Annotated in this window: 26 protein-coding genes; 20 read left to right on the top strand and 6 right to left on the bottom strand. The window is 57.0% G+C overall.

Annotation, left to right across the window (positions count from 1 at the left end; translation table 11 throughout):
- Positions 1 to 97: 97 nt before the first annotated feature.
- A complete protein-coding gene (locus tag SK50_RS19635) occupies positions 98 to 2452 on the top strand; it encodes a helix-turn-helix domain-containing protein (protein WP_047721187.1) in 2355 nt (784 codons plus the stop codon).
- On the opposite strand, the gene queD is transcribed toward SK50_RS19635, so the two are convergent.
- Entirely contained in the window at positions 2437 to 2802 is a 366-nt protein-coding gene (queD, locus tag SK50_RS19630; RefSeq protein WP_006811776.1) for a 6-carboxytetrahydropterin synthase QueD, read from the bottom strand. The genes SK50_RS19635 and queD overlap by 16 nt on opposite strands.
- 303 nt (positions 2803 to 3105) lie before the next feature.
- Between queD and cysJ the strand changes: the two genes are divergently transcribed.
- The 3 genes from cysJ (at position 3106) to cysH (ending at position 7457) form a co-directional block, all read left to right on the top strand.
- A complete protein-coding gene (cysJ, locus tag SK50_RS19625) occupies positions 3106 to 4911 on the top strand; it encodes an NADPH-dependent assimilatory sulfite reductase flavoprotein subunit (RefSeq protein ID WP_032619140.1) in 1806 nt (601 codons plus the stop codon).
- Entirely contained in the window at positions 4911 to 6623 is a 1713-nt protein-coding gene (gene cysI / locus SK50_RS19620; RefSeq protein ID WP_015571717.1) for an assimilatory sulfite reductase (NADPH) hemoprotein subunit, read from the top strand. The genes cysJ and cysI overlap by 1 nt, the downstream gene beginning before the upstream one ends.
- 99 nt (positions 6624 to 6722) lie before the next feature.
- Positions 6723 to 7457 (top strand): phosphoadenosine phosphosulfate reductase, encoded by a 735-nt coding sequence (gene cysH / locus SK50_RS19615; protein WP_017382820.1) that lies wholly within the window; start codon positions 6723 to 6725, stop codon positions 7455 to 7457.
- Positions 7458 to 7550: 93 nt separating this feature from the next.
- Here cysH and SK50_RS19610 read toward each other — a convergent pair whose 3' ends face one another.
- Positions 7551 to 8594 carry an aminopeptidase gene (locus tag SK50_RS19610; protein WP_045344495.1) on the bottom strand — a complete coding sequence of 348 codons (1044 nt, stop codon included), beginning with the start codon at positions 8592 to 8594 and terminating at the stop codon, positions 7551 to 7553.
- A gap of 237 nt (positions 8595 to 8831) precedes the next feature.
- Between SK50_RS19610 and cysG the strand changes: the two genes are divergently transcribed.
- The 11 genes from cysG (at position 8832) to SK50_RS19555 (ending at position 17540) form a co-directional block, all read left to right on the top strand.
- The gene (gene cysG, locus SK50_RS19605; protein ID WP_017382819.1) at positions 8832 to 10190 is read left to right on the top strand and encodes a siroheme synthase CysG; all 1359 of its coding nucleotides are present in this window, start codon (positions 8832 to 8834) and stop codon (positions 10188 to 10190) included.
- 9 nt (positions 10191 to 10199) lie between these two features.
- Entirely contained in the window at positions 10200 to 11108 is a 909-nt protein-coding gene (gene cysD, locus SK50_RS19600; RefSeq protein WP_006811770.1) for a sulfate adenylyltransferase subunit CysD, read from the top strand.
- Positions 11109 to 11117: 9 nt separating this feature from the next.
- Positions 11118 to 12542 (top strand): sulfate adenylyltransferase subunit CysN, encoded by a 1425-nt coding sequence (gene cysN / locus SK50_RS19595; RefSeq protein ID WP_015571714.1) that lies wholly within the window; start codon positions 11118 to 11120, stop codon positions 12540 to 12542.
- A complete protein-coding gene (cysC, locus tag SK50_RS19590) occupies positions 12542 to 13147 on the top strand; it encodes an adenylyl-sulfate kinase (protein ID WP_045344496.1) in 606 nt (201 codons plus the stop codon). The genes cysN and cysC overlap by 1 nt, the downstream gene beginning before the upstream one ends.
- Positions 13148 to 13205: 58 nt before the next feature.
- A complete protein-coding gene (locus tag SK50_RS19585) occupies positions 13206 to 13532 on the top strand; it encodes a DUF3561 family protein (RefSeq protein WP_006811767.1) in 327 nt (108 codons plus the stop codon).
- A 79-nt stretch (positions 13533 to 13611) separates the two neighbouring features.
- Positions 13612 to 13923, top strand: coding sequence for a cell division protein FtsB (ftsB, locus tag SK50_RS19580; protein WP_003862095.1), 312 nt, complete (start codon positions 13612 to 13614; stop codon positions 13921 to 13923).
- A 19-nt stretch (positions 13924 to 13942) separates the two neighbouring features.
- Positions 13943 to 14653 (top strand): 2-C-methyl-D-erythritol 4-phosphate cytidylyltransferase, encoded by a 711-nt coding sequence (gene ispD, locus SK50_RS19575; protein WP_015571712.1) that lies wholly within the window; start codon positions 13943 to 13945, stop codon positions 14651 to 14653.
- Positions 14653 to 15132, top strand: coding sequence for a 2-C-methyl-D-erythritol 2,4-cyclodiphosphate synthase (ispF, locus tag SK50_RS19570; protein WP_015571711.1), 480 nt, complete (start codon positions 14653 to 14655; stop codon positions 15130 to 15132). Before ispD ends, ispF begins: the two co-directional genes overlap by 1 nt.
- Positions 15129 to 16178, top strand: a complete 1050-nt coding sequence (gene truD, locus SK50_RS19565) for a tRNA pseudouridine(13) synthase TruD (protein WP_045344497.1) — start codon at positions 15129 to 15131, stop codon at positions 16176 to 16178. Before ispF ends, truD begins: the two co-directional genes overlap by 4 nt.
- Positions 16159 to 16920, top strand: a complete 762-nt coding sequence (gene surE, locus SK50_RS19560) for a 5'/3'-nucleotidase SurE (RefSeq protein WP_017382816.1) — start codon at positions 16159 to 16161, stop codon at positions 16918 to 16920. The genes truD and surE overlap by 20 nt, the downstream gene beginning before the upstream one ends.
- Entirely contained in the window at positions 16914 to 17540 is a 627-nt protein-coding gene (locus SK50_RS19555; protein WP_015571709.1) for a protein-L-isoaspartate(D-aspartate) O-methyltransferase, read from the top strand. The genes surE and SK50_RS19555 overlap by 7 nt, the downstream gene beginning before the upstream one ends.
- A gap of 94 nt (positions 17541 to 17634) precedes the next feature.
- On the opposite strand, the gene SK50_RS24215 is transcribed toward SK50_RS19555, so the two are convergent.
- Positions 17635 to 17775, bottom strand: a complete 141-nt coding sequence (locus SK50_RS24215; RefSeq protein WP_223230135.1) for a peptidase — start codon at positions 17773 to 17775, stop codon at positions 17635 to 17637.
- Here SK50_RS24215 and nlpD point away from each other — a divergent pair.
- Positions 17708 to 18781, top strand: coding sequence for a murein hydrolase activator NlpD (gene nlpD, locus SK50_RS19550; RefSeq protein ID WP_223259309.1), 1074 nt, complete (start codon positions 17708 to 17710; stop codon positions 18779 to 18781). The two genes, SK50_RS24215 and nlpD, sit on opposite strands and share 68 nt — an antisense overlap.
- A 59-nt stretch (positions 18782 to 18840) precedes the next feature.
- Complete coding sequence (gene rpoS / locus SK50_RS19545; RefSeq protein WP_013098493.1) at positions 18841 to 19833, top strand: RNA polymerase sigma factor RpoS; 993 nt, start codon at positions 18841 to 18843, stop codon at positions 19831 to 19833.
- A 50-nt stretch (positions 19834 to 19883) separates the two neighbouring features.
- Here rpoS and SK50_RS19540 read toward each other — a convergent pair whose 3' ends face one another.
- Both SK50_RS19540 and SK50_RS19535 read right to left on the bottom strand, forming a co-directional pair.
- A complete protein-coding gene (locus SK50_RS19540) occupies positions 19884 to 20261 on the bottom strand; it encodes a DUF4440 domain-containing protein (protein WP_015571707.1) in 378 nt (125 codons plus the stop codon).
- Positions 20258 to 21460, bottom strand: coding sequence for an MFS transporter (locus SK50_RS19535; protein ID WP_045344498.1), 1203 nt, complete (start codon positions 21458 to 21460; stop codon positions 20258 to 20260). Before SK50_RS19535 ends, SK50_RS19540 begins: the two co-directional genes overlap by 4 nt.
- A gap of 109 nt (positions 21461 to 21569) precedes the next feature.
- Between SK50_RS19535 and SK50_RS19530 the strand changes: the two genes are divergently transcribed.
- Positions 21570 to 22457, top strand: a complete 888-nt coding sequence (locus SK50_RS19530; protein ID WP_023304325.1) for a LysR family transcriptional regulator — start codon at positions 21570 to 21572, stop codon at positions 22455 to 22457.
- On the opposite strand, the gene SK50_RS19525 is transcribed toward SK50_RS19530, so the two are convergent.
- Positions 22454 to 22861 carry a MarR family winged helix-turn-helix transcriptional regulator gene (locus tag SK50_RS19525; RefSeq protein ID WP_015571704.1) on the bottom strand — a complete coding sequence of 136 codons (408 nt, stop codon included), beginning with the start codon at positions 22859 to 22861 and terminating at the stop codon, positions 22454 to 22456. The genes SK50_RS19530 and SK50_RS19525 overlap by 4 nt on opposite strands.
- Positions 22862 to 23034: 173 nt before the next feature.
- On the opposite strand from SK50_RS19525, the gene SK50_RS19520 reads away from it, so the two are divergent.
- Together SK50_RS19520 and SK50_RS19515 are read left to right on the top strand one after the other, a co-directional pair.
- A complete protein-coding gene (locus SK50_RS19520) occupies positions 23035 to 23637 on the top strand; it encodes a non-oxidative hydroxyarylic acid decarboxylases subunit B (RefSeq protein ID WP_003862111.1) in 603 nt (200 codons plus the stop codon).
- The gene (locus tag SK50_RS19515; RefSeq protein WP_032649307.1) at positions 23627 to 25054 is read left to right on the top strand and encodes a non-oxidative hydroxyarylic acid decarboxylases subunit C; all 1428 of its coding nucleotides are present in this window, start codon (positions 23627 to 23629) and stop codon (positions 25052 to 25054) included. The genes SK50_RS19520 and SK50_RS19515 overlap by 11 nt, the downstream gene beginning before the upstream one ends.
- Positions 25055 to 25064: the final 10 nt, after the last annotated feature.

Below are 25064 nucleotides of genomic sequence, written 5' to 3'. Positions count from 1 at the left end.
TTTGTTGTAAAGCGACGGCTTTATTTTGATTGTTTTTCATACAATTCAGTTATGACAAAAAAGATCAGGTCATTTTTTGTCTTTGGTGAGGGGTAAGATGGCGCAACGGGGAGATGAGTTTTGGATAGAGATTCAGGACATTCGCCACTGCGTGGAGGATGAAGGCGATACGCTAACGTTGCTCTGGGTGCTGGAAGGGCGGGCAGAGCTGAACACCGATGTGGGACATGACATCCTGGAGGCCAATACCCTTGCTATCATCAACCGTCATCGGCGCTGGCAGTTCACGAGCGAAACGGCAAATGTCACCCTGCGCGTAACCCTTTCCGGGCGCTGGGTCGTCCAGCTCTGCAATGATTTTTTTGCCCATGATTATGCTGTACCGGCAGAAGCCGGAGGCGTCTGGCCCCAATGCGATGCGCTTCGCGATCTGCTGCGCCAGCTTCTTGTGGTCACCCTCATCAACGACCCGCACCGCTACCGGCTGGAGGCGTACCGCTGGCTGAGCGAGATATTGCTGTTGCTGACCAGCCGCTTTCAACAGCCTGCCCGTATGCTGTCCCGGGAACTTTCCTCAGCGCACAGCAAACGCATCGCCCGGGTGATAGAGCGGATCAATGCCAGTTATTCCCGCCGTATTACGCTTGCGGAAATCGCCGCGAGTGAATATGTCTCTGAAGCCTGGCTCTCTCGTCTCTTTCGCAAGGAGGTGGGGATCAGTTTCATGCAGTACATCACCCACCTGCGGCTGGAAAAGGCGGCCGACGCTCTCCGGCTGACGAACCGACCGCTGCACCAGATTGCGCTTGAGCAGGGTTTCGCCAGCACGCGTATGATGAGCGATCGGTTCAGGCGTGTTCACAATATGTCCCCGGGTGAGTTTCGTAAGGCCCGGCGCCAGCACCCGGAGGCGGCACGTATTCGGACGGACAGGCGTGAGCAGCGCTATCCGGTCGCCGTGGACAAGCTGTTTAGCCTGCTCAATGAACCGGTGGCGCGCGGTTGGGGAGCCTCGCCGCTCATCGTTCATCCGCAGCAGGAGCAGAGCCTGGATCTTGAGCAGCTTAATCCTCTTTCTGCCTCGCTGCGCCGTATGCGGGTGGTCATTACCCTGCGTGAGCTCGACGATTTGCTGCGTGAGGACGTCCGACAAAATCTGGAGGCGATAAATGAGGCCATTCCCATTGAGGGAATTGATATCGCCGAACCTTTTCTCAGCAGTCGTCTGTTTGCCACCGGGTGGGATGATCCCCAGATGGCGGGCTACGCCTGCTGGTACAATCTGCATCAGCTCTTCACCTGGCTGGCAAAAAAGCAGTGGACGGTGCTACTGCACACCGGCGTAACGACCCGTCGCGATCTTCTTACCCGTTTTTTACAACAGTCGGTTAATCATTTTTCGCCAGAGATCACCGCGGGCTGGCACTTCGTCATGCACTGGTCAACACAGGCGAGTGAGGAGACCCGGGAGCAGGTCTGGCTGGCCCAGCAAAAGGCAATACGAACTTATCTTCCGCAGGCAAAGTTTGGTTTATGGCACCGATTTGCCCCCGTCAGCGCGGGCGTAAGCGACGATACCCTGTTCAGTTCAGCCATCCTGATGCAGGCCGATTTTCTTGCCTGTTCGGCCGATGCCAATGAGCTTCTCGATCCCGCGCAACTGGGGGCAACCCCTCTCTCCTCAACGGAAAATTATCCGATACTGAAGGTCCGCCAGATCCTCGCTGCCCTTCGCTTGCGTAAATGTTCGCTTCCCGTCTGGCTTCTCTCCTGGAATACCCTCACCGGCAACACGCGGGCGACAAACGGCTGGTTTTTTCGTGGGGCGTTGCTGATGCAGAACCTGCTCGGACTTTCGGAGCAGGTCTGGCTGGCGGGATTCTGGCTCAATTCGGGCCTTCAGGGAGAAGCCCGTGCAAACAACACCATCGATACCTCAAGCCTGGCGCTACAGTATAACCATGGTCTGCCGCGTCCGGTTTATTGGGTACTCTGGCTCTGGCAACGTCTGCGGGGCGAGGTGCTGGTCAATGATAAGCGTGTCCTGCTTACGCGCCATCTCAATGGTTATCAGCTGTTGCTGCGTAATGTGGTGGTTTTTAATCCGCTGCTTTCCAGTGAAGAAGCATTCATCCAGCGTTTTCGCCAGCAGTATCATTTACACCTGAAGGGAATGTGCGGTAAATGGCGAATTAAATGTCATCTGTTTGATCAGCACAACGGCGCGCTCTATCCGTTACTTGAAGGGGTTGGCAGCGAAAGCGGCCCTGATGAAGAGATGTGGCGCTGGATAGCGCATAAAGCGCGTCCAACGCTTTCCGTACGCGATGAACGCCTTTATGACGGCTGGCAACTGAGTGAATCACTGGAGAGTAATGCGCTGGTGCTCTACGAGTTTACGCCGCTCGTGCCTCGTGAGGCCGCAACGGAGGAGATTCACTCCCCGCGGTAGACGCAGCCTGCCGTGCAGGTCTCTTTGATCATCACCGCGCTCAGCAGCGGCACCAGCGGTTTCATCTGATCCCAAATCCATTTCGCCAGCACTTCGCTGGTCGGGTTTTCAAGGCCCGGAATATCATTCAGGTAGTAGTGATCGAGACGATCGTAGGTCGGCTTAAACGCAGCCTTCAGTTCGGCAAAGTCCATGATCCAGCCCGTATGGGGATCGACTTCACCGGTGATTTCAAGACGCACCATAAACGAGTGTCCATGCAGGCGGCCACATTTGTGCCCGGCAGGAACGTGTGGAAGGTGGTGTGCGGCTTCGAAGGTGAAATCTTTAAACAGTGTGGTGGACATCATAGCTCTCAGGAATGCGGAAAAAACCGCCGCATAGTACCGGAAAGCACAATTTTTATCATTAACTAAAACGGCTTTGAACGGTCACCGCCTCGTATTCATGGTGTTTATCGGCCTTTATTGTTTTATTTCAGATAGTTATTTAATCGCTTTTATCGTTAAGAACGATAACTAAAACAGGTTAGTCCATTTGGTTATTTATTATTTCCATCCCTTCTTTAATTGTTATTATCCCCGCCGTTAACCTTATCTTCAGTTTGGATTTATTCGCTTAAAGTCCGCTTTGCTACTGGAACATAACGACGCATGACAACACAGGCCCCACCTTCAAATTTGCTTCCCCTTAACCCGGAGCAACTGGCGCGCCTCCAGGCCGCGACTTCCGATTTTTCACCCACCCAGCTCGCCTGGGTCTCCGGCTATTTCTGGGGAATGCTCAATCAGCAGCCGGGTGCTGTGGCTGGCGTCCCGCCAACGGCCGTTGAAATTCCTGCCATCACGCTTATCTCCGCTTCGCAAACGGGTAATGCCCGTCGTGTGGCCGAAGCGCTGCGTGATGACCTGCTCGCCGCGAAGTTGAACGTCAACCTGGTCAACGCCGGGGATTATAAATTCAAACAGATCGCGTCAGAAAAACTGTTGGTGGTGGTGGCGTCAACGCAGGGGGAAGGTGAGCCTGCGGAAGAAGCCGTCGCGCTGCATAAGTTCCTGTTCTCGAAAAAAGCGCCCAGGCTGGAGGGCACCGCCTTTGCCGTCTTCGGCCTCGGTGATACGTCCTATGAATTTTTCTGCCAGTCCGGTAAAGACTTCGACAGCAAGCTGGCGGAGCTGGGTGCAGAGCGCCTGCTGGATCGCGTAGACGCTGATGTCGAATACCAGGCCGCCGCCGCCGAATGGCGGACGCGCATCGTTGAGGTGCTGAAGGCCCGCGTCCCGAAAGAGACGCCAGCGCAAGCCGCCGTTACCGCAGCGGGCACCGTCAACGAAATCCACACCAGCCCTTACACGAAAGAGGCGCCGCTGACGGCGAGCCTGTCGGTAAACCAGAAAATCACGGGCCGTGATTCGGAAAAAGACGTGCGCCATATCGAAATCGATCTCGGTGACTCCGGCCTGCGTTATCAGCCTGGCGATGCGCTGGGCGTCTGGTATCAGAACGATCCGGCGCTGGTGAAAGAGCTGGTCGAGCTGCTGTGGCTGAAAGGCACGGAGCCGGTCCAGGTGGAAGGTAAAACCTTACCGCTCTCTGAGGCGCTTCAGTGGCATTTCGAGCTGACGGTGAACACCGCCAATATCGTTGAAAACTACGCCACCTTAACGCGCAGCGAGTCCCTTCTGCCGCTGGTGGGGGACAAAGTGAAGTTACAGCATTACGCCGCGACGACGCCGATTGTCGACATGGTGCGTTTCTCCCCGGCACAGCTGGATGCCGACGCGCTGATCGGCCTGCTGCGTCCGCTGACGCCGCGTCTTTACTCCATCGCCTCTTCACAGGCGGAAGTGGAAAACGAAGTCCACATCACCGTTGGCGTGGTGCGTTACGACATCGAAGGCCGCGCGCGGGCGGGTGGGGCGTCGGGCTTCCTGGCCGACCGCGTGGAAGAAGAGGGCGAGGTGCGCGTCTTTATCGAACACAACGACAACTTCCGCCTGCCGGCGAACCCGGAAACGCCGGTGATCATGATTGGCCCGGGCACCGGCATCGCACCGTTCCGCGCCTTTATGCAGCAGCGTGCAGCGGACGAGGCGCCGGGTAAAAACTGGCTGTTCTTCGGCAACCCGCATTTTACTGAAGATTTCCTCTACCAGGTTGAATGGCAGCGCTACGTCAAAGAGGGCGTGCTGACCCGCATCGATCTGGCCTGGTCCCGCGATCAGAAAGAAAAAGTATACGTACAAGACAAACTGCGCGAACAGGGCGCAGAGCTGTGGCGCTGGATCAATGACGGCGCCCACATTTATGTCTGCGGCGACGCCAATCGCATGGCGAAAGACGTTGAGCAGGCACTGCTGGAAGTGATTGCCGAATTCGGCGGTATGGATGCCGAAACGGCGGATGAATTTTTAAGTGAGCTGCGCGTAGAGCGCCGTTATCAGCGAGATGTCTACTAATGAGCGAAAAACATCCTGGCCCACTGGTGGTCGAAGGCAAACTGTCTGATGCCGAGCGCATGAAGGTAGAGAGCAACTACCTGCGCGGTACCATTGCCGAAGATTTAAATGACGGCCTGACCGGCGGTTTCAAAGGCGACAACTTCCTGCTGATCCGTTTCCACGGTATGTACCAGCAGGACGACCGCGATATCCGCGCCGAACGTGCCGAACAGAAGCTGGAGCCGCGTCATGCGATGCTGCTGCGCTGCCGCCTGCCGGGTGGCATCATCACCACCAAACAGTGGCAGGCGATTGACAAGTTTGCCGGTGAAAACACGATTTACGGCAGCATCCGTCTGACTAACCGTCAGACCTTCCAGTTCCACGGCATTCTGAAGAAGAACGTCAAGCCGGTGCACCAGATGCTGCACTCCGTGGGGCTGGACGCGCTGGCGACCGCCAACGACATGAACCGTAACGTGCTTTGCACCTCGAACCCGTATGAGTCCGAGTTGCACGCCGAAGCGTACGAGTGGGCGAAGAAGATCTCCGAGCACCTGCTGCCACGCACGCGTGCCTATGCGGAGATCTGGCTCGATCAGGAGAAAGTCGCGACCACGGACGAAGAGCCGATCCTCGGTCAGACCTACCTGCCGCGCAAATTCAAGACCACGGTGGTTATCCCGCCGCAGAACGATATCGACCTGCACGCCAACGACATGAACTTCGTGGCGATTGCCGAAAATGGCAAGCTGGTCGGCTTTAACCTGCTGGTGGGCGGCGGTTTGTCCATCGAGCATGGGAACAAGAAAACCTACGCCCGCACCGCGAGCGAGTTCGGCTTCCTGCCGCTGGAGCACACTCTGGCCGTGGCTGAGGCGGTGGTTACTACCCAGCGCGACTGGGGCAACCGTACCGACCGTAAAAACGCGAAAACCAAATACACCCTGGAGCGTGTAGGCGTCGAGACGTTCAAAGAAGAAGTGGAGCGTCGCGCGGGGATCAAGTTTGAGCCGATCCGCCCTTACGAATTCACCGGTCGCGGCGATCGCATTGGCTGGGTGAAAGGTATCGATAATAAATGGCACCTGACGCTGTTTATTGAAAACGGTCGTATTCTGGATTATCCGGGCCGCCCGCTGAAAACCGGTCTGCTGGAAATTGCTAAGATCCATAAAGGCGAGTTCCGCATTACCGCCAACCAGAACCTGATTATTGCCGGCGTGCCGGAAAGCCAGAAGGCGAAGATCGAGAAGCTGGCGCGCGATCATGGGTTGATGAATGCGGTTAAACCGCAGCGTGAAAACTCGATGGCCTGCGTGTCGTTCCCGACCTGCCCGCTGGCGATGGCCGAAGCGGAACGTTTCCTGCCGTCCTTCACTGATAAAGTGGAAGCGATTCTGGAAAAACACGGTATTCCGGACGAGCATATTGTTATGCGCGTCACCGGCTGCCCGAACGGCTGCGGTCGCGCGATGCTGGCCGAACTGGGTCTGGTGGGCAAAGCGCCGGGTCGTTACAACGTGCACCTTGGCGGCAACCGTATGGGGACGCGCATTCCGCGTATGTACCGTGAAAATATTACGGAACCGGAAATTCTTGATTCCATCGACGAGCTTGTCGGGCGCTGGGCGAAAGAGCGCGAAGCGGGTGAAGGCTTCGGCGACTTTACGGTGCGTGCGGGCATCATTCGCCCGGTGCTCGATCCCGCCAGGGATTTCTGGGAGTAACGCATCCTTTGCCCGGTGGCGCTTCGCTTACCGGGCCTACGGGTTTTGTAGGTCGGGCAAACGCAGTGCCGCCCGGCAAAACAGGCAAACGAGGTTCTTATGTCCGTACTCGATCTAAACGCCCTTAATGACCTGCCAAAAGTCGAACGCATTCTGGCACTCGCAGAAACCAACGCCCAGCTGGAAAAACTCGACGCCGAAGGGCGCGTGGCGTGGGCGCTGGAAAACCTGCCGGGTGACTATGTGCTGTCGTCAAGCTTTGGCATCCAGGCGGCGGTCAGCCTGCACCTGGTGAATCGGATCCGCCCGGACATTCCGGTGATCCTCACCGATACCGGCTATCTGTTCCCGGAGACCTACCAGTTTATTGACGAGCTGACGGACAAGCTCAAGCTGAACCTCAAAGTTTACCGCGCGACGGAAAGCGCGGCCTGGCAGGAGGCGCGCTACGGCAAGCTGTGGGAACAGGGCGTTGAGGGCATTGAGAAATACAATGAGATCAACAAGGTCGAGCCGATGAACCGGGCGCTGAAAGAGCTGAACGCTCAGACCTGGTTCGCGGGCCTGCGCCGCGAGCAGTCCGGGAGCCGGGCAACGCTGCCGGTGCTGGCGGTGCAGCGCGGCGTGTTCAAAGTGCTGCCGATCATCGACTGGGATAACCGCACGGTGTACCAGTATCTGCAAAAGCACGGGCTGAAGTACCATCCGCTGTGGGATCAAGGCTACCTGTCGGTAGGCGACACCCACACCACGCGTAAATGGGAACCGGGAATGGCGGAAGAAGAGACGCGATTCTTTGGGCTGAAGCGCGAGTGCGGGCTGCACGAAGGGTAATGTTTTTTCGCCCGGTGGCGCTGCGCTTACCGGGCCTACAACGGCACAAAACGTAGGCCCGGTAAGGCGTAGCCGCCACCGGGCTTAACGACATCAGGCTTTCCCTGCTTTCGCCAGCTCCTTCACCAGCGGCAGCATCACTTTCACGACATCCCGGCTGCGGTGCTCAATCCGCTGCGGCAGCGCTTTATCAATGTGCTGCTGATTATCCAGCCGCACATCATGCCAGCTGGTCCCGTCCGGAAAGGCTTTCGATTTGCTGCGCTGCTGATAGCCATCTTTTTTGCCCAGCGCCCAGTTCGTCGCCTCGACGTACAGCACCGGAATGCCCGCTTTATCAAACACTTCACCGTCATTACAGCAGCCTGTGCCTTTAGGATACTGCGGGTTACCGCCCGGATTTGTCGCGGCATAGACGCCATACGTTCGGGCAAGCGCCAGCGCGCGGTCGCGGGTGAGTTTACGTACGCTGCTCGGCGTGCTCTGTCCGCTATTAAAATAGAGCTTATCCCCCACGATCAGATTATCGAGGTTAATCACCAGCAACGTATTTTTCTTCTCCTCAGCGCTCATGCGCTTAAGGAGATTCTCAGCTCCGAGTTTTCCTTCTTCTTCGCCGCTGGTCGCAACAAAGCGAATGCTGTATTTCGTCGGAATATTCTTCAGGCGTTCGGCCAGCTCAAGCATCACGCCCAGACCCGCCGCATTGTCATCCAGTCCCTGAAGCGTCAGCCCGCCGAGGTTATTATCGACATCGGCGTCGCTCAACGGCGTGTAGGTATCAAGGTGCGCCATAATAATAATCTGCTCAGCCGCCTTTCCTTCGTGCGCCGCAATGACCGTGCTGCCGGTTACGTTATGCCAGTTCTGCGTTTTATTGCGTGTGGTATAGATGTAGCGGCTATGGAAAGCGCGAATGTCGCTCTCATAGCCCATATCCGCAAATTGCTGACGGATATAGTCTGCCGAGAGCATCTCGGCTGGGGTTCCGGTCATACGGCCCGGAAAGACCGTCGCAATATGCCGCGCCTGCATACTGGCTATTTCACCGTAAGATTGATTTTTTGCCTGAGCCGGAAGGATAAAGCAAACGCCGAGCGCCAGGGCAACGAATCGGTGGCGCATTGCGGAAAACATAGTGAGTCCTTAAAAACAGAGCAAAATTTTAACCCGCATAGTATGAAACTGTGATCGGGTAGACACAATTTGAATTGCTCCTAAATGCCCGAAATTTCGCGTGTTAAGCACTTTTTGATATTTGCTTTTCCACGGCGTTATTCCATTGAGTAACTACTCATTCCAATTCGTAATTTCATTCGATCTAAGCCGCCCCCTATAGTCCCTTTATTCGTGGTTGTTAGTGAGTTGTTGCCTGTGGACTATCTCCCCCTTTTTGCTGCCTTAAAAGACCGACCGGTACTAGTTGTCGGGACGGGTGAAATTGCCGATCGCAAAATCGCCTTCCTGCAACGCGCCGGGGCGCAGGTGCAGATCGTTGCAGAGGCGGATTTTGCAGAGTCTCAGATCGACAGCGTGGTGCTGGTGATTGCGGCAACCGAAGATCGGGCGCTCAACCGCCGCATCTCCGACGCAGCTCAGGCCCGTCACCGTCTGGTGAACGTGGTAGACGACCAGCCGTTATGTTCATTTATCTTCCCGTCGATTGTCGACCGCTCGCCGCTGCTGGTGGCGATCTCCTCCGGCGGCACCGCCCCGGTGCTGGCGCGCGTGCTGAGAGAAAAAATCGAAGCGCTGCTGCCGACCAGCCTCGGACGCATGGCGGAGAAGGCCAGCTACTGGCGCAACCAGTTGAAAACGCGTCTGACCAGCGTGACGGAACGCCGTCGCTTCTGGGAGCGTGTGTTTCGCGGCCGCTTTGCCAGCCTGATGCAGGCCGGTAACGAGACGGCGGCGCAACAAATTCTCGAAGACGAACTGGATAACCCCGGCAGTACGGGCGGAGAGATCATTCTGGTGGGCGCCGGGCCGGGCGATGCCGGGCTGCTCACGCTGCGTGGCCTCCAGGTTCTTCAGGATGCGGATGTCGTGTTCTATGACCACCTGGTCACCGACGGTATTCGCGAGCTGATCCGCCGTGACGCTGAGCAAATTTGCGTCGGCAAACGTGCCGGCGAGCACTCCGTGCCCCAGCACGACACTAACCAGATGCTGATTGCCGCCGCGAAAGCGGGCAAGACCGTGGTGCGCCTGAAAGGGGGCGACCCGTTTATCTTCGGTCGTGGTGGCGAGGAGTTGCAGGCGGCAGCCGAAGCGGGCGTCCCGTTCCAGGTGGTTCCCGGCATTACGGCGGCGTCTGCCGTCACGGCCTACGCCGGTATTCCGCTGACCCATCGCGATTACGCCCAGAGCGTGACCTTTGTGACCGGGCACTATAAAGCCGACAGCACGCCGTTTGACTGGTCGCATCTCGCCCAGAGCCGACAAACGCTGGCGATTTATATGGGCACGATGAAAGCGGCTGACATCAGCGAACAGCTTATTCAGCACGGTCGCGATGCGACGACGCCGGTAGCGGTGATCTCCCGCGGGACACGCGTCGATCAGCATGTCGCCATCGGCACCTTACAAGACCTTGCAACCCTGGCGAAAGACGCCCCAATGCCCGCCCTGATCGTGGTGGGAGAAGTGGTGCAGCTGCACAGCACGCTCGCCTGGTTCCAACACACAACCGACACAGAAGGCTTTGGCGCTTCTGTTATAAATTTGGCTTAAGGAACGGTTATGGACCAAAAACGACTTACTCACCTGCGGCAGCTCGAAGCGGAAAGTATCCACATTATCCGCGAAGTGGCCGCCGAGTTTTCTAACCCGGTGATGATGTACTCCATCGGTAAAGATTCCAGCGTCATGCTGCACCTGGCGCGTAAAGCGTTTTATCCGGGTACGCTGCCGTTCCCGCTGTTACACGTGGATACCGGCTGGAAATTCCGCGAGATGTACGAGTTTCGTGACCGTACCGCCAAAGCCTACGGCTGCGAGCTGCTGGTGCACAAAAACCCGGAAGGGGTGGCGATGGGCATCAACCCGTTCGTGCACGGCAGCGCCAAGCATACCGACATCATGAAAACCGAAGGGCTGAAGCAGGCGCTGAATAAATACGGTTTTGATGCGGCCTTCGGCGGCGCGCGACGTGACGAAGAGAAATCCCGCGCCAAAGAGCGTATCTACTCTTTCCGCGACCGCTTCCACCGCTGGGACCCGAAAAACCAGCGTCCGGAGCTGTGGCACAACTACAACGGCCAGATCAACAAGGGCGAAAGCATTCGCGTCTTCCCGCTCTCCAACTGGACCGAGCTGGATATCTGGCAGTACATCTATCTGGAAAATATTGAGATCGTTCCGCTGTATCTGGCGGCCGAGCGCCCGGTGCTGGAGCGCGACGGCATGCTGATGATGATCGACGACGATCGCATTGATTTACAGCCGGGCGAAGTGATCAAAAAACAGATGGTCCGTTTCCGTACTCTCGGCTGCTGGCCGTTGACCGGCGCGGTGGAATCCAGTGCGCAGACGCTGCCCGAGATCATCGAGGAGATGCTGGTGTCGACCACCAGTGAGCGACAGGGCCGCGTGATTGACCGCGACCAGGCAGGCTCCATGGAGCTGAAGAAACGTCAGGGTTATTTCTAAGGAGCCGCCATGAATACGACTATTGCCCAACAAATTGCCGATGAAGGCGGCGTAGAAGCTTATCTGCACGCCCAACAGTACAAAAGCCTGCTGCGTTTCCTGACCTGCGGCAGCGTGGATGACGGGAAAAGTACCCTGATTGGTCGTCTGCTGCATGACACGCGCCAGATCTACGAAGATCAGCTCTCTTCCCTGCACAATGACAGTAAACGCCACGGCACCCAGGGCGAAAAACTCGACCTGGCGCTGCTGGTGGACGGCTTGCAGGCGGAGCGCGAGCAGGGCATTACCATTGATGTCGCCTATCGCTACTTCTCTACCGAAAAGCGCAAATTTATTATCGCCGACACCCCGGGGCACGAGCAGTACACCCGTAACATGGCGACCGGCGCGTCCACCTGTGACCTGGCGATCCTGCTGATCGACGCCCGTAAAGGTGTGCTGGATCAGACTCGTCGTCACAGCTTTATCTCTACGCTGCTGGGGATCAAACACCTGGTGGTGGCAGTAAACAAAATGGATCTGGTGGACTACAGCGAAGCGCGTTTCGACGAGATCCGCCAGAGCTACCTGACCTTTGCTGAACAGCTGCCGGGCAACCTCGATATTCGCTTTGTGCCGCTGTCGGCGCTGGAAGGGGATAACGTCGCCTCTCAGAGCGCGAACATGCCGTGGTACAGCGGCCCGACGCTGCTGGAAGTGCTGGAAACCGTTGAAATTCAGCGCGTGGTCGATACCCAGCCGATGCGCTTCCCGGTGCAGTACGTGAACCGTCCGAACCTCGATTTCCGCGGTTTCTCCGGTACTCTCGCTTCAGGCTCCGTGAAGGTGGGTCAGCGCGTCAAGGTGCTGCCATCCGGCGTGGAATCGACCATCGCCCGTATCGTCACCTTTGATGGCGATCTGGACGAAGCCGGGGCAGGTGAAGCGGTAACCCTGGTACTGAAAGACGAAATTGATATCAGCCGCGGCGACCTGCTGGTCGACGCGCAGGAAACGCTGGCGGCGGTGCAGGGCGCATCCGTGGATGTAGTGTGGATGGCCGAACAGCCGCTGACCGCAGGCCAGAGCTATGACATTAAAATCGCCGGCAAGAAAACCCGCGCCCGCGTGGACGGCATTCAGTTCCAGGTGGACATCAACAACCTGACCCACCGTGACGTGAGCGAGCTGCCGCTGAACGGCATCGGTCTGGTGGATATGACCTTCGACGAGCCGCTGGTGCTGGATCCGTATCAGCAGAATCCGGTGACGGGCGGGCTGATCTTCATTGACCGCCTGACCAACGTCACCGTCGGTGCCGGCATGGTCCGCGAGCCTGACGCACAGGCGAGCGTGACGTCTGAGTTCAGCGCCTTCGAGCTGGAACTGAATGCGCTGGTGCGTAAGCACTTCCCGCACTGGGGCGCACGCGATCTGCTGGGAGGCAAGTGATGGCCGCCCATGATGAGAACGTCGTCTGGCATCCTCATCCGGTCACCGTCGCCCAGCGCGAACAGCTCCACGATCACCGTGGGGTTGTGCTGTGGTTTACCGGGCTGTCTGGCTCCGGTAAATCCACGGTGGCAGGCGCACTGGAAGAGGCGCTGCATCAGCAGGGGGTGAGCACCTACCTGCTGGACGGCGACAACGTGCGTCACGGCCTGTGCAGCGATTTAGGGTTCAGCGATGAAGACCGTAAAGAGAACATTCGTCGGGTAGGGGAAGTCGCCAGCCTGATGGCGGATGCCGGGCTGGTGGTGCTAACGGCGTTTATCTCACCTCACCGCGCCGAACGTCAGATGGTGCGTGAGCGCGTGGGGCAGAATCGCTTTATTGAAGTGTTTGTGGATACCCCGCTGGCAATCTGCGAAGCGCGCGATCCAAAAGGGCTGTACAAAAAAGCCCGCGCGGGAGAGCTGCGAAACTTCACCGGCATTGACTCGGTTTACGAAGCGCCTGAATCCCCTGAGATTCATCTGGAAGGCCAACAATTGGTAACAAATTTAGTAAGCCAATTATTAGACCTGCTCAGACGGGACGATATTATCAGATCCTGAGACGGTATCGTTCGGGAGCTGTCTTCCCGAGCGATGAGTCACGGTCACAGGATTAGCTATGCGCAACAGTGAAAACTACATGATTACCACCGGGTCGGAACCGTTAACGACCGACGACGAAACGACCTGGTCCTTCCCTGGGGCGATAGTCGGCTTCGTATCGTGGCTACTGGCGCTGGGTATCCCGTTTTTGATCTACGGTGGTAACACCCTCTTTTTCTTCCTCTATACCTGGCCTTTCTTTCTGGCGCTGATGCCCGTTGCGGTGGTTGTGGGCGTGGCGCTGCACTCCCTTTTCAACGGCAAGCTCCTGTATAGTACGCTCATCACTATCGCCACCGTTGTGGTCATCTTTGGCCTGCTGTTTTTATGGCTGATGGGCTAACTTACGGCATAATTAAAACCCCGCAGTAGAGTCCAGCGGAAAGTTATGGGATGATGATGCCGTTTTTTCAGGGGGCAGGATGGGTAAACTAACGCTGCTGTTGCTGGCTTTGCTGGTCTGGCTGCAATATTCGCTGTGGTTCGGCAAAAACGGACTGCACGACTACAGCCGGGTGAGCGATGACGTCGCGGCACAGCAGGCGACAAACGCCAAACTTAAAGCGCGTAACGATCAACTTTTTGCTGAAATTGATGACCTCAATGGCGGCCAGGAGGCGATTGAGGAGCGCGCACGCAATGAACTCAGTATGACTAAGCCGGGCGAAACGTTTTATCGCCTGGTTCCGGATGCGTCTAAACGCAATCAGGGCTCCGCACAAAACAATCGATAATCAGGCCCAGGATTACGACATGGCAGCAACTTTTTCGGACGTCTGTGCCGTGGTGCCGGCCGCAGGTTTTGGCCGGCGCATGCAGACAGAGTGTCCCAAGCAGTACCTCTCAATTGGTGATAAAACGATCCTCGAGCACGCCGTGGCAGCGCTGCTGGCGCATGCCCGGGTGAAACGCGTGGTTATTGCCATCAGCCCCGGCGATGCGCGTTTTGCGCAGCTCCCGCTGGCACATCATCCCCAGATTACCGTTGTTGACGGCGGCGCCGAGCGGGCCGACTCTGTTCTGGCGGGCATTCAGGCTGCCGGGAACGCGCAGTGGGTGCTGGTGCACGATGCCGCGCGTCCCTGTCTGCATCACGACGATCTGTCACGTCTGCTGGCCCTGAGTGAAACCAGTAACGTGGGCGGCATTCTGGCCGCCCCGGTGCGTGACACCATGAAGCGTGCCGAACCGGGTAAACCGGCGATTGCCCACACCGTCGAGCGCGTGGATTTATGGCACGCGCTGACGCCACAATTTTTTCCCCTCCAATTACTCCACGACTGCTTAACGCGTGCGCTTAAAGAAGGTGCGACCATTACGGACGAAGCCTCGGCGCTGGAGTATTGCGGTTTCCACCCAACGCTTGTTGAAGGACGCGCTGATAATATAAAAGTGACGCGCCCGGAAGACTTACAGCTCGCGGAATTTTATCTTACCCGTACGACCTCTCAGGAGAAGGCATAATGCGTATTGGACACGGTTTTGATGTACACGCCTTTGGCGGCGTTGGCCCAATTATCATTGGCGGCGTGCGCATTCCATACGAAAAAGGTTTGCTGGCGCATTCTGATGGCGACGTGGCGCTGCATGCGCTGACCGACGCGCTGCTGGGTGCCGCCGCGTTGGGCGACATTGGTAAACTGTTCCCGGACACCGATCCTGCTTTTAAAGGCGCAGACAGCCGCGAACTGCTGCGCGAAGCCTGGCGTCGTATTCAGGCCAAAGGCTACACCCTCGGCAACGTTGATGTGACGATCATTGCTCAGGCACCGAAGATGCTGCCGCACATCCCTCAGATGCGCGTGTTTATCGCTGAAGATCTGGGCTGCCATATGGACGACGTCAACGTCAAAGCGACCACCACGGAGAAGCTGGGCTTTACCGGTCGTGGCGAAGGCATTGCCTGTGAAGCCGTGGCGCTGCTGGTGAAGGCGGTCAAATGACGGATTTCGACAACCTGACGTATCTGCACGGTAAACCGCAGGGCAAGGGTCTGCTGAAAGCCAACCCTGAAGATTTCGTGGTAGTGGAAGATCTGGGTTTTGAGCCGGATGGCGAAGGCGAGCACATCCTGGTGCGCATTCTGAAAAACGGCTGCAACACCCGCTTCGTGGCGGACGCGCTGGCAAAATTCCTCAACATTCACGCCCGCGAGGTGAGCTTTGCCGGTCAAAAGGATAAGCATGCCGTGACCGAACAGTGGCTTTGCGCCCGCGTGCCCGGCAATGCCATGCCCGATTTAAGCAAATTTGAGCTTGAGGGCTGTAAGGTACTGGAGTATGCCCGCCACAAACGCAAATTGCGTCCGGGAGCGTTGAAAGGCAACGATTTCACGCTGGTGCTGCGTGAAGTGGCCGACCGCGATGACGTTGAAAAACGCCTGAAGGCCATTACCGAACGCGGCGTGCCAAACTATTTTGGCGCACAGCGCTTTGGCATTGGTGGCAGCAACCTGCTGGGCGCGCTGCGCTGGGCGCAAAGCAGCGCGCCGGTGCGCGACAGGAATAAACGCAGTTTTTGGTTGTCGGCAGCCCGCAGTGCGTTGTTTAATCAGATTGTGAGCGAACGGCTGAAAAAACCGGACGCGAATCAAGTTGTTGTCGGCGATGCGCTACAATTAGCGGGACGCGGAAGCTGGTTTGTGGCAACGGCCGATGAGATGGCCGATGCCCAGTCGCGCGTGGACGCTAAAGCGCTGATGATTACCGCCGCCTTGCCGGGCTCAGGCGACTGGGGAACCCAGGGCGAGGCGCTGGCCGCTGAGCAGTCAGCGGTGGCGGATGCGCCAGAATTACAATCATTGCTGGTGCGGGAAAAAGTCGAGGCGGCGCGCCGTGCGATGCTCCTCTATCCGCAACAGCTGAGCTGGAACTGGTGGGATGACGTAACCGTCGAGTTACGCTTCTGGCTGCCGGCAGGTAGCTTTGCCACCAGTGTTGTCAGGGAACTTATCAACACGTCGGGTGATTATGCGAATATTGCTGAGTAACGATGACGGGATCCATGCGCCAGGTATTCAGACGCTGGCGAAACACCTCCGCGAATTTGCGGATGTGCAGGTCGTGGCTCCCGATCGTAACCGCAGTGGCGCGTCTAACTCATTGACGCTGGAGTCTTCACTTCGCACCTTTACCTTTGAGAATGGCGATATTGCCGTCCAGATGGGGACGCCGACCGACTGCGTGTTTCTGGGCGTAAATGCGCTGATGCGCCCGCGGCCGGATGTTGTGGTCTCCGGCATCAATGCCGGGCCAAATCTTGGCGATGATGTGATTTACTCCGGCACCGTGGCCGCGGCGATGGAGGGGCGTCACCTGGGGTTCCCGGCGCTGGCGGTCTCGTTAAACGGCCACACCCACTATGACACTGCCGCTGCGGTGACCTGCTCCATTCTCCGTGCGCTTGGCCGCGAGCCGCTGCGTACCGGACGTATCCTCAATATTAACGTGCCGGATCTCCCGCTGGACGAGATCAAAGGGATCCGCGTGACGCGCTGCGGCAGTCGCCATCCGGCCGATCAGGTTATTCCCCAGCAGGATCCGCGCGGCAATACCCTGTACTGGATCGGCCCGCCGGGAGATAAATGCGATGCCGGGCCAGACACCGACTTCGCTGCGGTGGATGAGGGTTACGTTTCCGTTACGCCGTTGCACGTAGATTTAACCGCTTATAGCGCGCATGATGTGGTGTCGGACTGGTTAGATCGGGTCGGAGTGAACGCGCAATGGTAAGTAAACGTGTACAAACTCTTCTGGAACAATTACGCGCACAGGGGATCGCCAACGAGCAGGTGCTGGATGCGCTTGCCCAGGTTCCCCGTGAGAAGTTTGTAGATGAGGCGTTTGAACACAAAGCGTGGGAAAACGTGGCGCTGCCCATCGGGCAAGGCCAGACGATTTCGCAGCCTTACATGGTGGCGCGTATGACGGAGCTTCTGGAGTTAACGCCAGACTCCCGCGTGCTGGAAATTGGCACCGGTTCAGGGTATCAGACCGCGATCCTGGCCCACCTTGTGCACCATGTCTGTTCCGTGGAACGGATTAAAGGCTTGCAGTGGCAGGCGCGCCGTCGCCTGAAACAGCTTGATTTACATAATGTATCGACACGCCACGGCGATGGATGGCAGGGTTGGCAGGCTCGCGCCCCGTTTGACGCCATCATTGTCACGGCAGCGCCACCTGAAATCCCCGCTGCACTTCTCTCGCAGCTGGACGAGGGCGGCATTCTGGTTTTGCCCGTAGGCGATGAGCAGCAGCTTTTAAAGCGCGTTCGTCGACGCGGCGGCGAGTTTATTATCGATACCGTGGAAGCCGTGCGCTTTGTGCCCCTGGTTAAGGGCGAGCTGGCCTGAGACTCGGATTTTTCCAGGGTTATTGAGGCAAATTCAGCGTATGGTGTGGCGCGATAGGTTCGTGCCATCACGGTTATTTTTAAGTCACTGGTAGTTAACACATTCCTGGGGGATAAATGAGCGCGGGAAGCCCAAAATTCACCATCAGCCGTGTTGCGGCATTATCACTGGTTTCGCTCTGGCTGGCAGGCTGTACAAGTTCTGACAATGCACCTGCGCCCGTCAGTTCCGTCAATGGAACCAGCGGCTCGGGTAACACGTCCAGCGGAATGTTGATTACCCCTCCGCCTAAAATGGGCACGTCCACGGCGCAGCAAACTCCGCAGATCCAGCCGGTCCAGCGTCCAGTTACGCAGCCTTCGCAGATTCAGCCAGTGGATCAGCCTGTTCAGACCGAAAATGGCCGCATAGTGTATAACCGTAAATATGGGAACATTCCGAAAGGTAGCTATACCGGCGGCAGCACCTATACCGTGAAGCGCGGCGATACGCTGTTCTATATTGCCTGGATCACCGGGAACGATTTCCGCGATCTGGCACAGCGAAACAACGTCCAGGCCCCGTACGCTCTGGAAGTCGGGCAAACGCTTCAGGTTGGCAACGCGACGGGGACACCGCTTACGCCAGGCAACACCGTTTCAGCGGCCGACGTAACTGCGCAAAATAACAGCGTCACCCCTGCACAAAAAACCACCACGGTGGTTGCTTCACAACCTGTAATTACGTATTCTGAGGATTCAGGTGATCAGAGTGCTAACAAAATGTTGCCGAATAATAAAGGTACTGCGACTGTTGTCACAGCACCGACTACGGCACCTGTGGTTAGCTCTACTGTACCGACTGCAAGCAGTCAGAATGCCAGCTCGTCAATCACCACCTGGCGCTGGCCAACTGACGGCAAGATTATCGAGAACTTCGCTACCTCTGAGGGGGGCAACAAAGGGATCGATATCGCAGGCAGTAAAGGACAGGCAATCATCGCGACCGCAGACGGGCGCGTTGTCTATGCCGGTAACGCACTGCGCGGTTACGGTAATCTTATTATCATCAAACATAATGATGATTACCTGAGTGCCTACGCCCATAACGACACTATGCTGGTCCGGGAACAACAAGAAGTTAAGGCGGGGCAAAAAATCGCTACCATGGGTAGCACCGGAACCAGTTCTACACGCTTGCATTTTGAAATTCGTTACAAGGGGAAATCCGTAAACCCGCTGCAATATTTACCGCAGCGATAAATTGATGGGACATGCCAGCCAGGGTGTCTCGTCCAGGGATCACGGGTAGGAGCCACCTTATGAGTCAGAATACGCTGAAAGTTCATGATTTAAATGAAGACGCGGAATTTGATGAGAACGGAGCAGAGGCTTTTGACGAAAAAGCCTTAGTAGAAGAGGAACCCAGTGATAACGATTTGGCTGAAGAAGAGCTGTTATCGCAGGGTGCCACACAGCGTGTGCTGGACGCGACTCAGCTTTACCTTGGGGAGATTGGTTACTCCCCACTGCTAACGGCCGAAGAAGAAGTCTATTTCGCACGTCGTGCTTTGCGTGGTGATGTTGCCTCGCGTCGTCGCATGATCGAAAGTAACCTGCGACTGGTCGTGAAAATTGCCCGCCGTTACGGCAATCGTGGTCTGGCTCTGCTGGATCTGATTGAAGAGGGCAACTTAGGTCTCATCCGCGCAGTTGAGAAGTTTGACCCGGAACGCGGGTTCCGTTTCTCAACCTACGCGACCTGGTGGATTCGTCAGACCATCGAACGGGCTATTATGAACCAGACCCGTACGATCCGACTGCCGATCCACATCGTCAAAGAGTTGAATGTTTATCTGCGTACCGCGCGCGAGTTGTCCCATAAACTGGACCACGAGCCAAGTGCGGAAGAGATTGCAGAGCAACTCGACAAACCGGTTGATGACGTAAGCCGTATGCTGCGTCTCAACGAGCGCATTACCTCGGTTGACACCCCGCTGGGTGGCGACTCCGAAAAAGCGCTGCTGGACATCCTGGCCGATGAAAAAGACAACGGCCCGGAAGACACCACGCAGGACGATGACATGAAACAGAGCATCGTCAAATGGTTGTTCGAACTGAACGCCAAACAGCGTGAAGTGCTGGCACGTCGTTTCGGTTTACTGGGGTATGAAGCTGCGACACTGGAAGACGTCGGTCGTGAGATTGGCCTGACCCGTGAACGTGTTCGTCAGATTCAGGTTGAAGGACTACGTCGCCTGCGTGAAATCCTGCAAGGGCAAGGTCTGAATATCGAAGCGCTGTTCCGCGAGTAAGCAACCATTCGTCAGAAAAGGCCCGTCGTGAGACGGGCCTTTTTTATGTCTTACGGCTGCGCCGTTTCGTGCAGCAAACGCCAGGTGATGTTATCCCCTTCCTGATTAAGCACTGCGGTTGACCAGCGCACGTTGACGGGCTGGCCTGGCCGGGTTTGCGTTTCCCGGTAATGGAGCACTGCGCCGTTGTCCCATGTCTGAAGCGTTGTTAACGCATCAATGTCGATCCTGAGCCCCGGTCGGGTTCCCCGCTGCGCATATAAAAATTGGGCAAGCGCGTGATGATCTAAAGGGTTGCCACTCGGTGGAACCATCAGAAAATCCGGACGGAAACGGGCGAGCAGGGCGTCCCGATCGCCTTCGCCTGCACCTAACCAGTTTTCAAGGGCGACGTGAATGTCGAGGATCTCTTGTTCGAAATGGGTCATGGTTGCTCCTGTTGCAGTTGCGCAAGTAACTGCGTGTTGTTAAGACGGTAGACGTACAGTACGGGCAGTAGGGTGATGACTGCGGCAAAAACAAACATCCCGTGCCAGGCGACCAGCGGCGCGAGATAATCCTGCATGAAGCTCAGCGCCTGCGCCAGCAGCAGAGCGCCCGCAAAAAAGCTCAACTGACGATTCAGATTCCATAGCGCGCTGGCATCGGGCATATCTTCCGGTCGCATCGTCAAAAACGCGCTGCTCTGAGCCGTACTGCTGCAAAGGCTCCCCCCCGCGCCCATCAGCGCAAACGCAACGGCAGGTAGCAGCATTGCCGGGCCGACGTTAACTAAAAGCAGAATGCCCGTCGCCTGCAAAAGGCAACCGATGACCACCAGCGGCCGGGGGCCGATACGGTTGAAATAGCGTCCTGTCGCGGTGATAGCCACAAACGAAGCCACAGACCACGGCAGCATAAGCATGCCCGTTGCGGCGGGCGTCATATTGGCCTCGCTCTGGAGGTAATACATGCCCGTTACGTTCACGCCGATAAAGATGCCGGGTACGCACACATAGATAAGCATGGATAAGCGCAACAGCGGATCCGTCAGCAAAGACAGGTTTACTGTCCTGGTGGGGGTTATCGGCGACGGTTCTGTTTTAAGCCACGCGCAGGCCAAAGCAAAGGTGACAATGGCGACGGGCAGGGTGGCAAAAAATATCCAGCGCCAGCTGAATGTCTGAACCAGCATACCGCCCACAGCCGGTGAGCACGCGGGGGCAAGCAGTGCGACCAGCATCACCGCCGAGGAGAGTCTGGCCCGCTCATGAGGCTTAAACTGTTGCCAGGTCAGCGCCTGACCAACCGGGATCAGTAAACCCCCTCCGGCGCCCTGTACGACTCGCCAGGCAATCAGACTTTCCAGCGAAGATGAGAGACCCGCCGCAACGGAGGCCGCGCTAAAGAGAAGCAGTGAGAGCAGGATAACGCGTTTCGGCCCGACGCGGCGCGTCAGGATACTGCTGAAAGGGATGACTAACGTCAGTCCGGCAATGTATCCGTTACTTACCCAGGCAAGCGCGGAAGGTGTGGTATTGAAAGCGCGAGCCATCGCCGGAAAGGCGACGCTGGCAATAAACATGTTTATTAAATCAAGGAAAAAGCCGAGCAGAAAGACGACGGCGATTTTGCTGCGATACGTCATGGAAGTTCCTCCGGTGAGGTGGCGTATCGTATCGGCCCGCGCGTTACGGATAAACGCGACAAAGCACGATATACTGTCAACATTATTTTGACAGTTAACCAGGCAAGCGATGCTTAATTTACAGCGTACGGCGATGTTTATCGCCGTAGCGGACACCGGCAGTTTCACCGCCGCGGCGGAGGCGATGGGGCTGACAAAAGCGGTGGTCAGCTTTCATATTCGTCAGCTTGAAGAGGAGCTGGGCGTCACCCTGTTGCTGCGAACCACCCGACGCCTGACGCTGACCGAAGCGGGGAAGCTCTTTCATCAACGAAGCGTGATGCTGTTACGGGATGCAGAGCGATTGCAGGATGATGTTCGCGCCAACCACGCCGGGCTGACGGGAGAACTGCGGATCACCACCACGCCCGAATATGGCTCGCAGGTGGTGGTGCCTTTGCTGGCTGAATTTAGCCAGCTGCACCCGGACCTCCGCGTGCGGCATGTCTCGTCCTCTTTGCATGCCGATCTTATCGCCGAGCGCTTCGATGTCGCTATCCGGCTCGGCACGCTTGCAGATTCGCGCTACCACGCCGCGTTGATGACCTCCTTCACCATCCTGCCCGTGGCAACGCCAGGCTGGCTGGCAAACCATCCGGTTAACTCGCTGGAGCAGCTGGCGGAAGCGGACTGGATCATTCACGAGCGTTTAACCTCGCCGCTGCGCTGGCAGATGAGAGGCGTTGATGGGCAGCCGGTTTCCTTTGAGATCAAGAAAGCGCCGCGCCTGTATGCAGACAGCGCCCAGGCGCTGATGGCTTTTGCCCTCGCGGGATGTGGAGTGGCGCTGCTGCCGGAGTGGCTGGTGCGAAACGCACTGGATGCAGGGGAACTGGTCTCGCTGTTACCGGCGTACACGTTCGCTCAGCAGGGCATCTATGCCGTTTATCCTGATGCCCGGCATGTGCCCGCGAAAGTGCGAACATTTATTGATTTTATGCGCGTCAGGGTTACTTAATCCTGCATCATCTTTTTAATGAGCGCTGAAAATTGCTCTCGTTCCGCGCCGTTAAGGCGCCCTAAAAACGCCTCATCCACCTCATTTCCAATCGGTTTACTGCTCTCAAGCAGGGCCTCACCTTCGGCCGTCAGAAAGACAAACCGACGGCGCTTGTCCGCCGGATCGTGCTCGCGCCTGACCAGGCCGCGTGCTTCCATGCGGCTCAGCATTTCTGCCAGCGTCGCTTTGGTGCTCACCGCGACTTCAGTCAGGGCAACCTGCTCAATGCCAGGATTTTCAGCAATTGACCGCATCACCGCATACTGTGGCTTTGTCAGTTCGGGCAATGCGTGCTGCCACTGGGCGGTATGCTGTTGAAAAAGCTGACGTAGCAGGTGGAAAGCTTCTTGTCTTAACTCCATGGACACTCCGACGGAAAAATACTCCCTCTATGATAGCCGCTCTCGGGCTGAATTTTAACGCGAGAGTTTTTTAGCGATTAGTGTGATCGTATACGAACGATCTTGTCAGCAGCAGGATCAAGGCGTAGTTTAATTAATATGTTCGTATACGAACAAACTTATTGAGGTGCTGAATGAGATTGATTGTGGGAATGACGGGCGCAACGGGTGCGCCATTAGGCGTGGCGTTGTTGCAGGCGCTGCGGGAAATGCCGGAGGTGGAAACGCATCTGGTGATGTCGAAGTGGGCAAAAACCACGATTGAGCTGGAAACGCCCTTCACTGCGCATGACGTTGCTGCCCTGGCGGATGTCGTCCATAGCCCGGCCGATCAGGCTGCCACCATCTCCTCCGGCTCGTTTCGCACCGACGGCATGATCGTCATCCCGTGCAGCATGAAAACGCTGGCGGGTATCCGCGCGGGCTACGCCGAAGGGCTGGTAGGGCGTGCGGCAGACGTGGTGCTGAAAGAGGGACGCAAGCTGGTGCTGGTTCCCCGTGAGACGCCGCTCAGCACCATCCATCTCGAGAACATGCTTGCCCTTTCCCGCATGGGCGTGGCGATGGTGCCGCCTATGCCTGCGTACTACAACCACCCGCAAACCGCCGATGACATTACCCAGCATATCGTGACCCGCGTTCTCGACCAGTTCGGTCTGGAGCATAAAAAAGCCCGACGCTGGGAAGGTTTGCAGGCAGCGAAACATTTTTCACAGGAGAATAAAGATGGCATTTGATGATTTGAGAAGCTTCTTGCAGGCGCTCGATGAGCAAGGGCAGCTGCTGAAAATTGAGGAAGAGGTAAACGCTGAGCCGGATTTAGCGGCGGCCGCCAACGCTACCGGGCGCATTGGCGATGGCGCGCCTGCGCTGTGGTTCGATAATATTCGCGGTTTCACCGATGCCCGTGTGGTGATGAACACTATCGGCTCGTGGCAAAACCACGCTATTTCGATGGGGCTGCCGGCGAATACCTCGGTGAAAAAACAGATCGACGAGTTTATTCGTCGCTGGGACAAATTTCCCGTCGCGCCAGAGCGTCGTGCAAACCCGGCCTGGGCGCAGAACACGGTGGACGGGGAAGACATTAACCTGTTCGACATTCTGCCGCTGTTCCGCCTGAACGACGGTGACGGGGGCTTTTATCTCGATAAAGCATGCGTTGTCTCCCGCGATCCGCTCGACCCCGATCACTTCGGCAAGCAAAACGTCGGGATCTATCGTATGGAAGTGAAGGGCAAGCGTAAGCTCGGCCTGCAACCGGTGCCGATGCACGATATTGCGTTGCATCTGCATAAGGCAGAAGAGCGCGGCGAAGACCTGCCAATTGCCATTACGCTGGGTAACGATCCGATCATCACCCTGATGGGCGCCACGCCGCTGAAATACGATCAATCCGAGTATGAGATGGCCGGTGCGCTACGTGAAAGCCCGTATCCGATTGCGACGGCTCCGCTGACCGGTTTCGATGTGCCGTGGGGGTCGGAAGTGATCCTGGAAGGGGTGATTGAAGGCCGGAAACGTGAAATTGAAGGGCCCTTCGGTGAGTTTACCGGTCACTACTCCGGCGGGCGCAACATGACGGTTGTGCGTATCGACAAAGTTTCTTACCGCACTAAACCGATTTTCGAATCTCTCTACCTGGGCATGCCGTGGACCGAGATTGATTATCTGATGGGGCCCGCCACCTGCGTACCGCTCTATCAGCAGCTGAAGGCGGAATTCCCGGAAGTGCAGGCGGTAAACGCCATGTACACCCACGGTCTGCTGGCGATTATCTCCACTAAAAAGCGTTACGGCGGTTTTGCCCGTGCGGTCGGGCTCCGCGCCATGACCACGCCACACGGTCTGGGTTACGTGAAGATGGTGATTATGGTGGATGAAGATGTCGATCCGTTTAACCTGCCGCAGGTGATGTGGGCGCTGTCATCGAAGGTCAATCCGGCAGGCGATCTGGTGCAGCTACCGAATATGTCTGTGCTCGAGCTTGACCCTGGCTCCAGCCCGGCGGGGATCACTGACAAGCTGATCATTGATGCCACCACCCCTGTTGCCCCGGACAACCGTGGTCACTACAGCCAGCCGGTACAGGATCTCCCTGAAACCAAAGCCTGGGCCGAAAAACTGACCGCGATGCTGGCGGCACGTCAATAAGGAGGAAAAA

The organism is Enterobacter sp. BWH64 (assembly GCF_001037645.1).
GTDB classification, from domain to species: Bacteria; Pseudomonadota; Gammaproteobacteria; order Enterobacterales; family Enterobacteriaceae; genus Enterobacter; species Enterobacter hormaechei_C.
The sequence above is the reverse complement of the archived record's forward strand: the minus strand, read 5'-3'. Positions and strand labels throughout refer to the sequence as shown.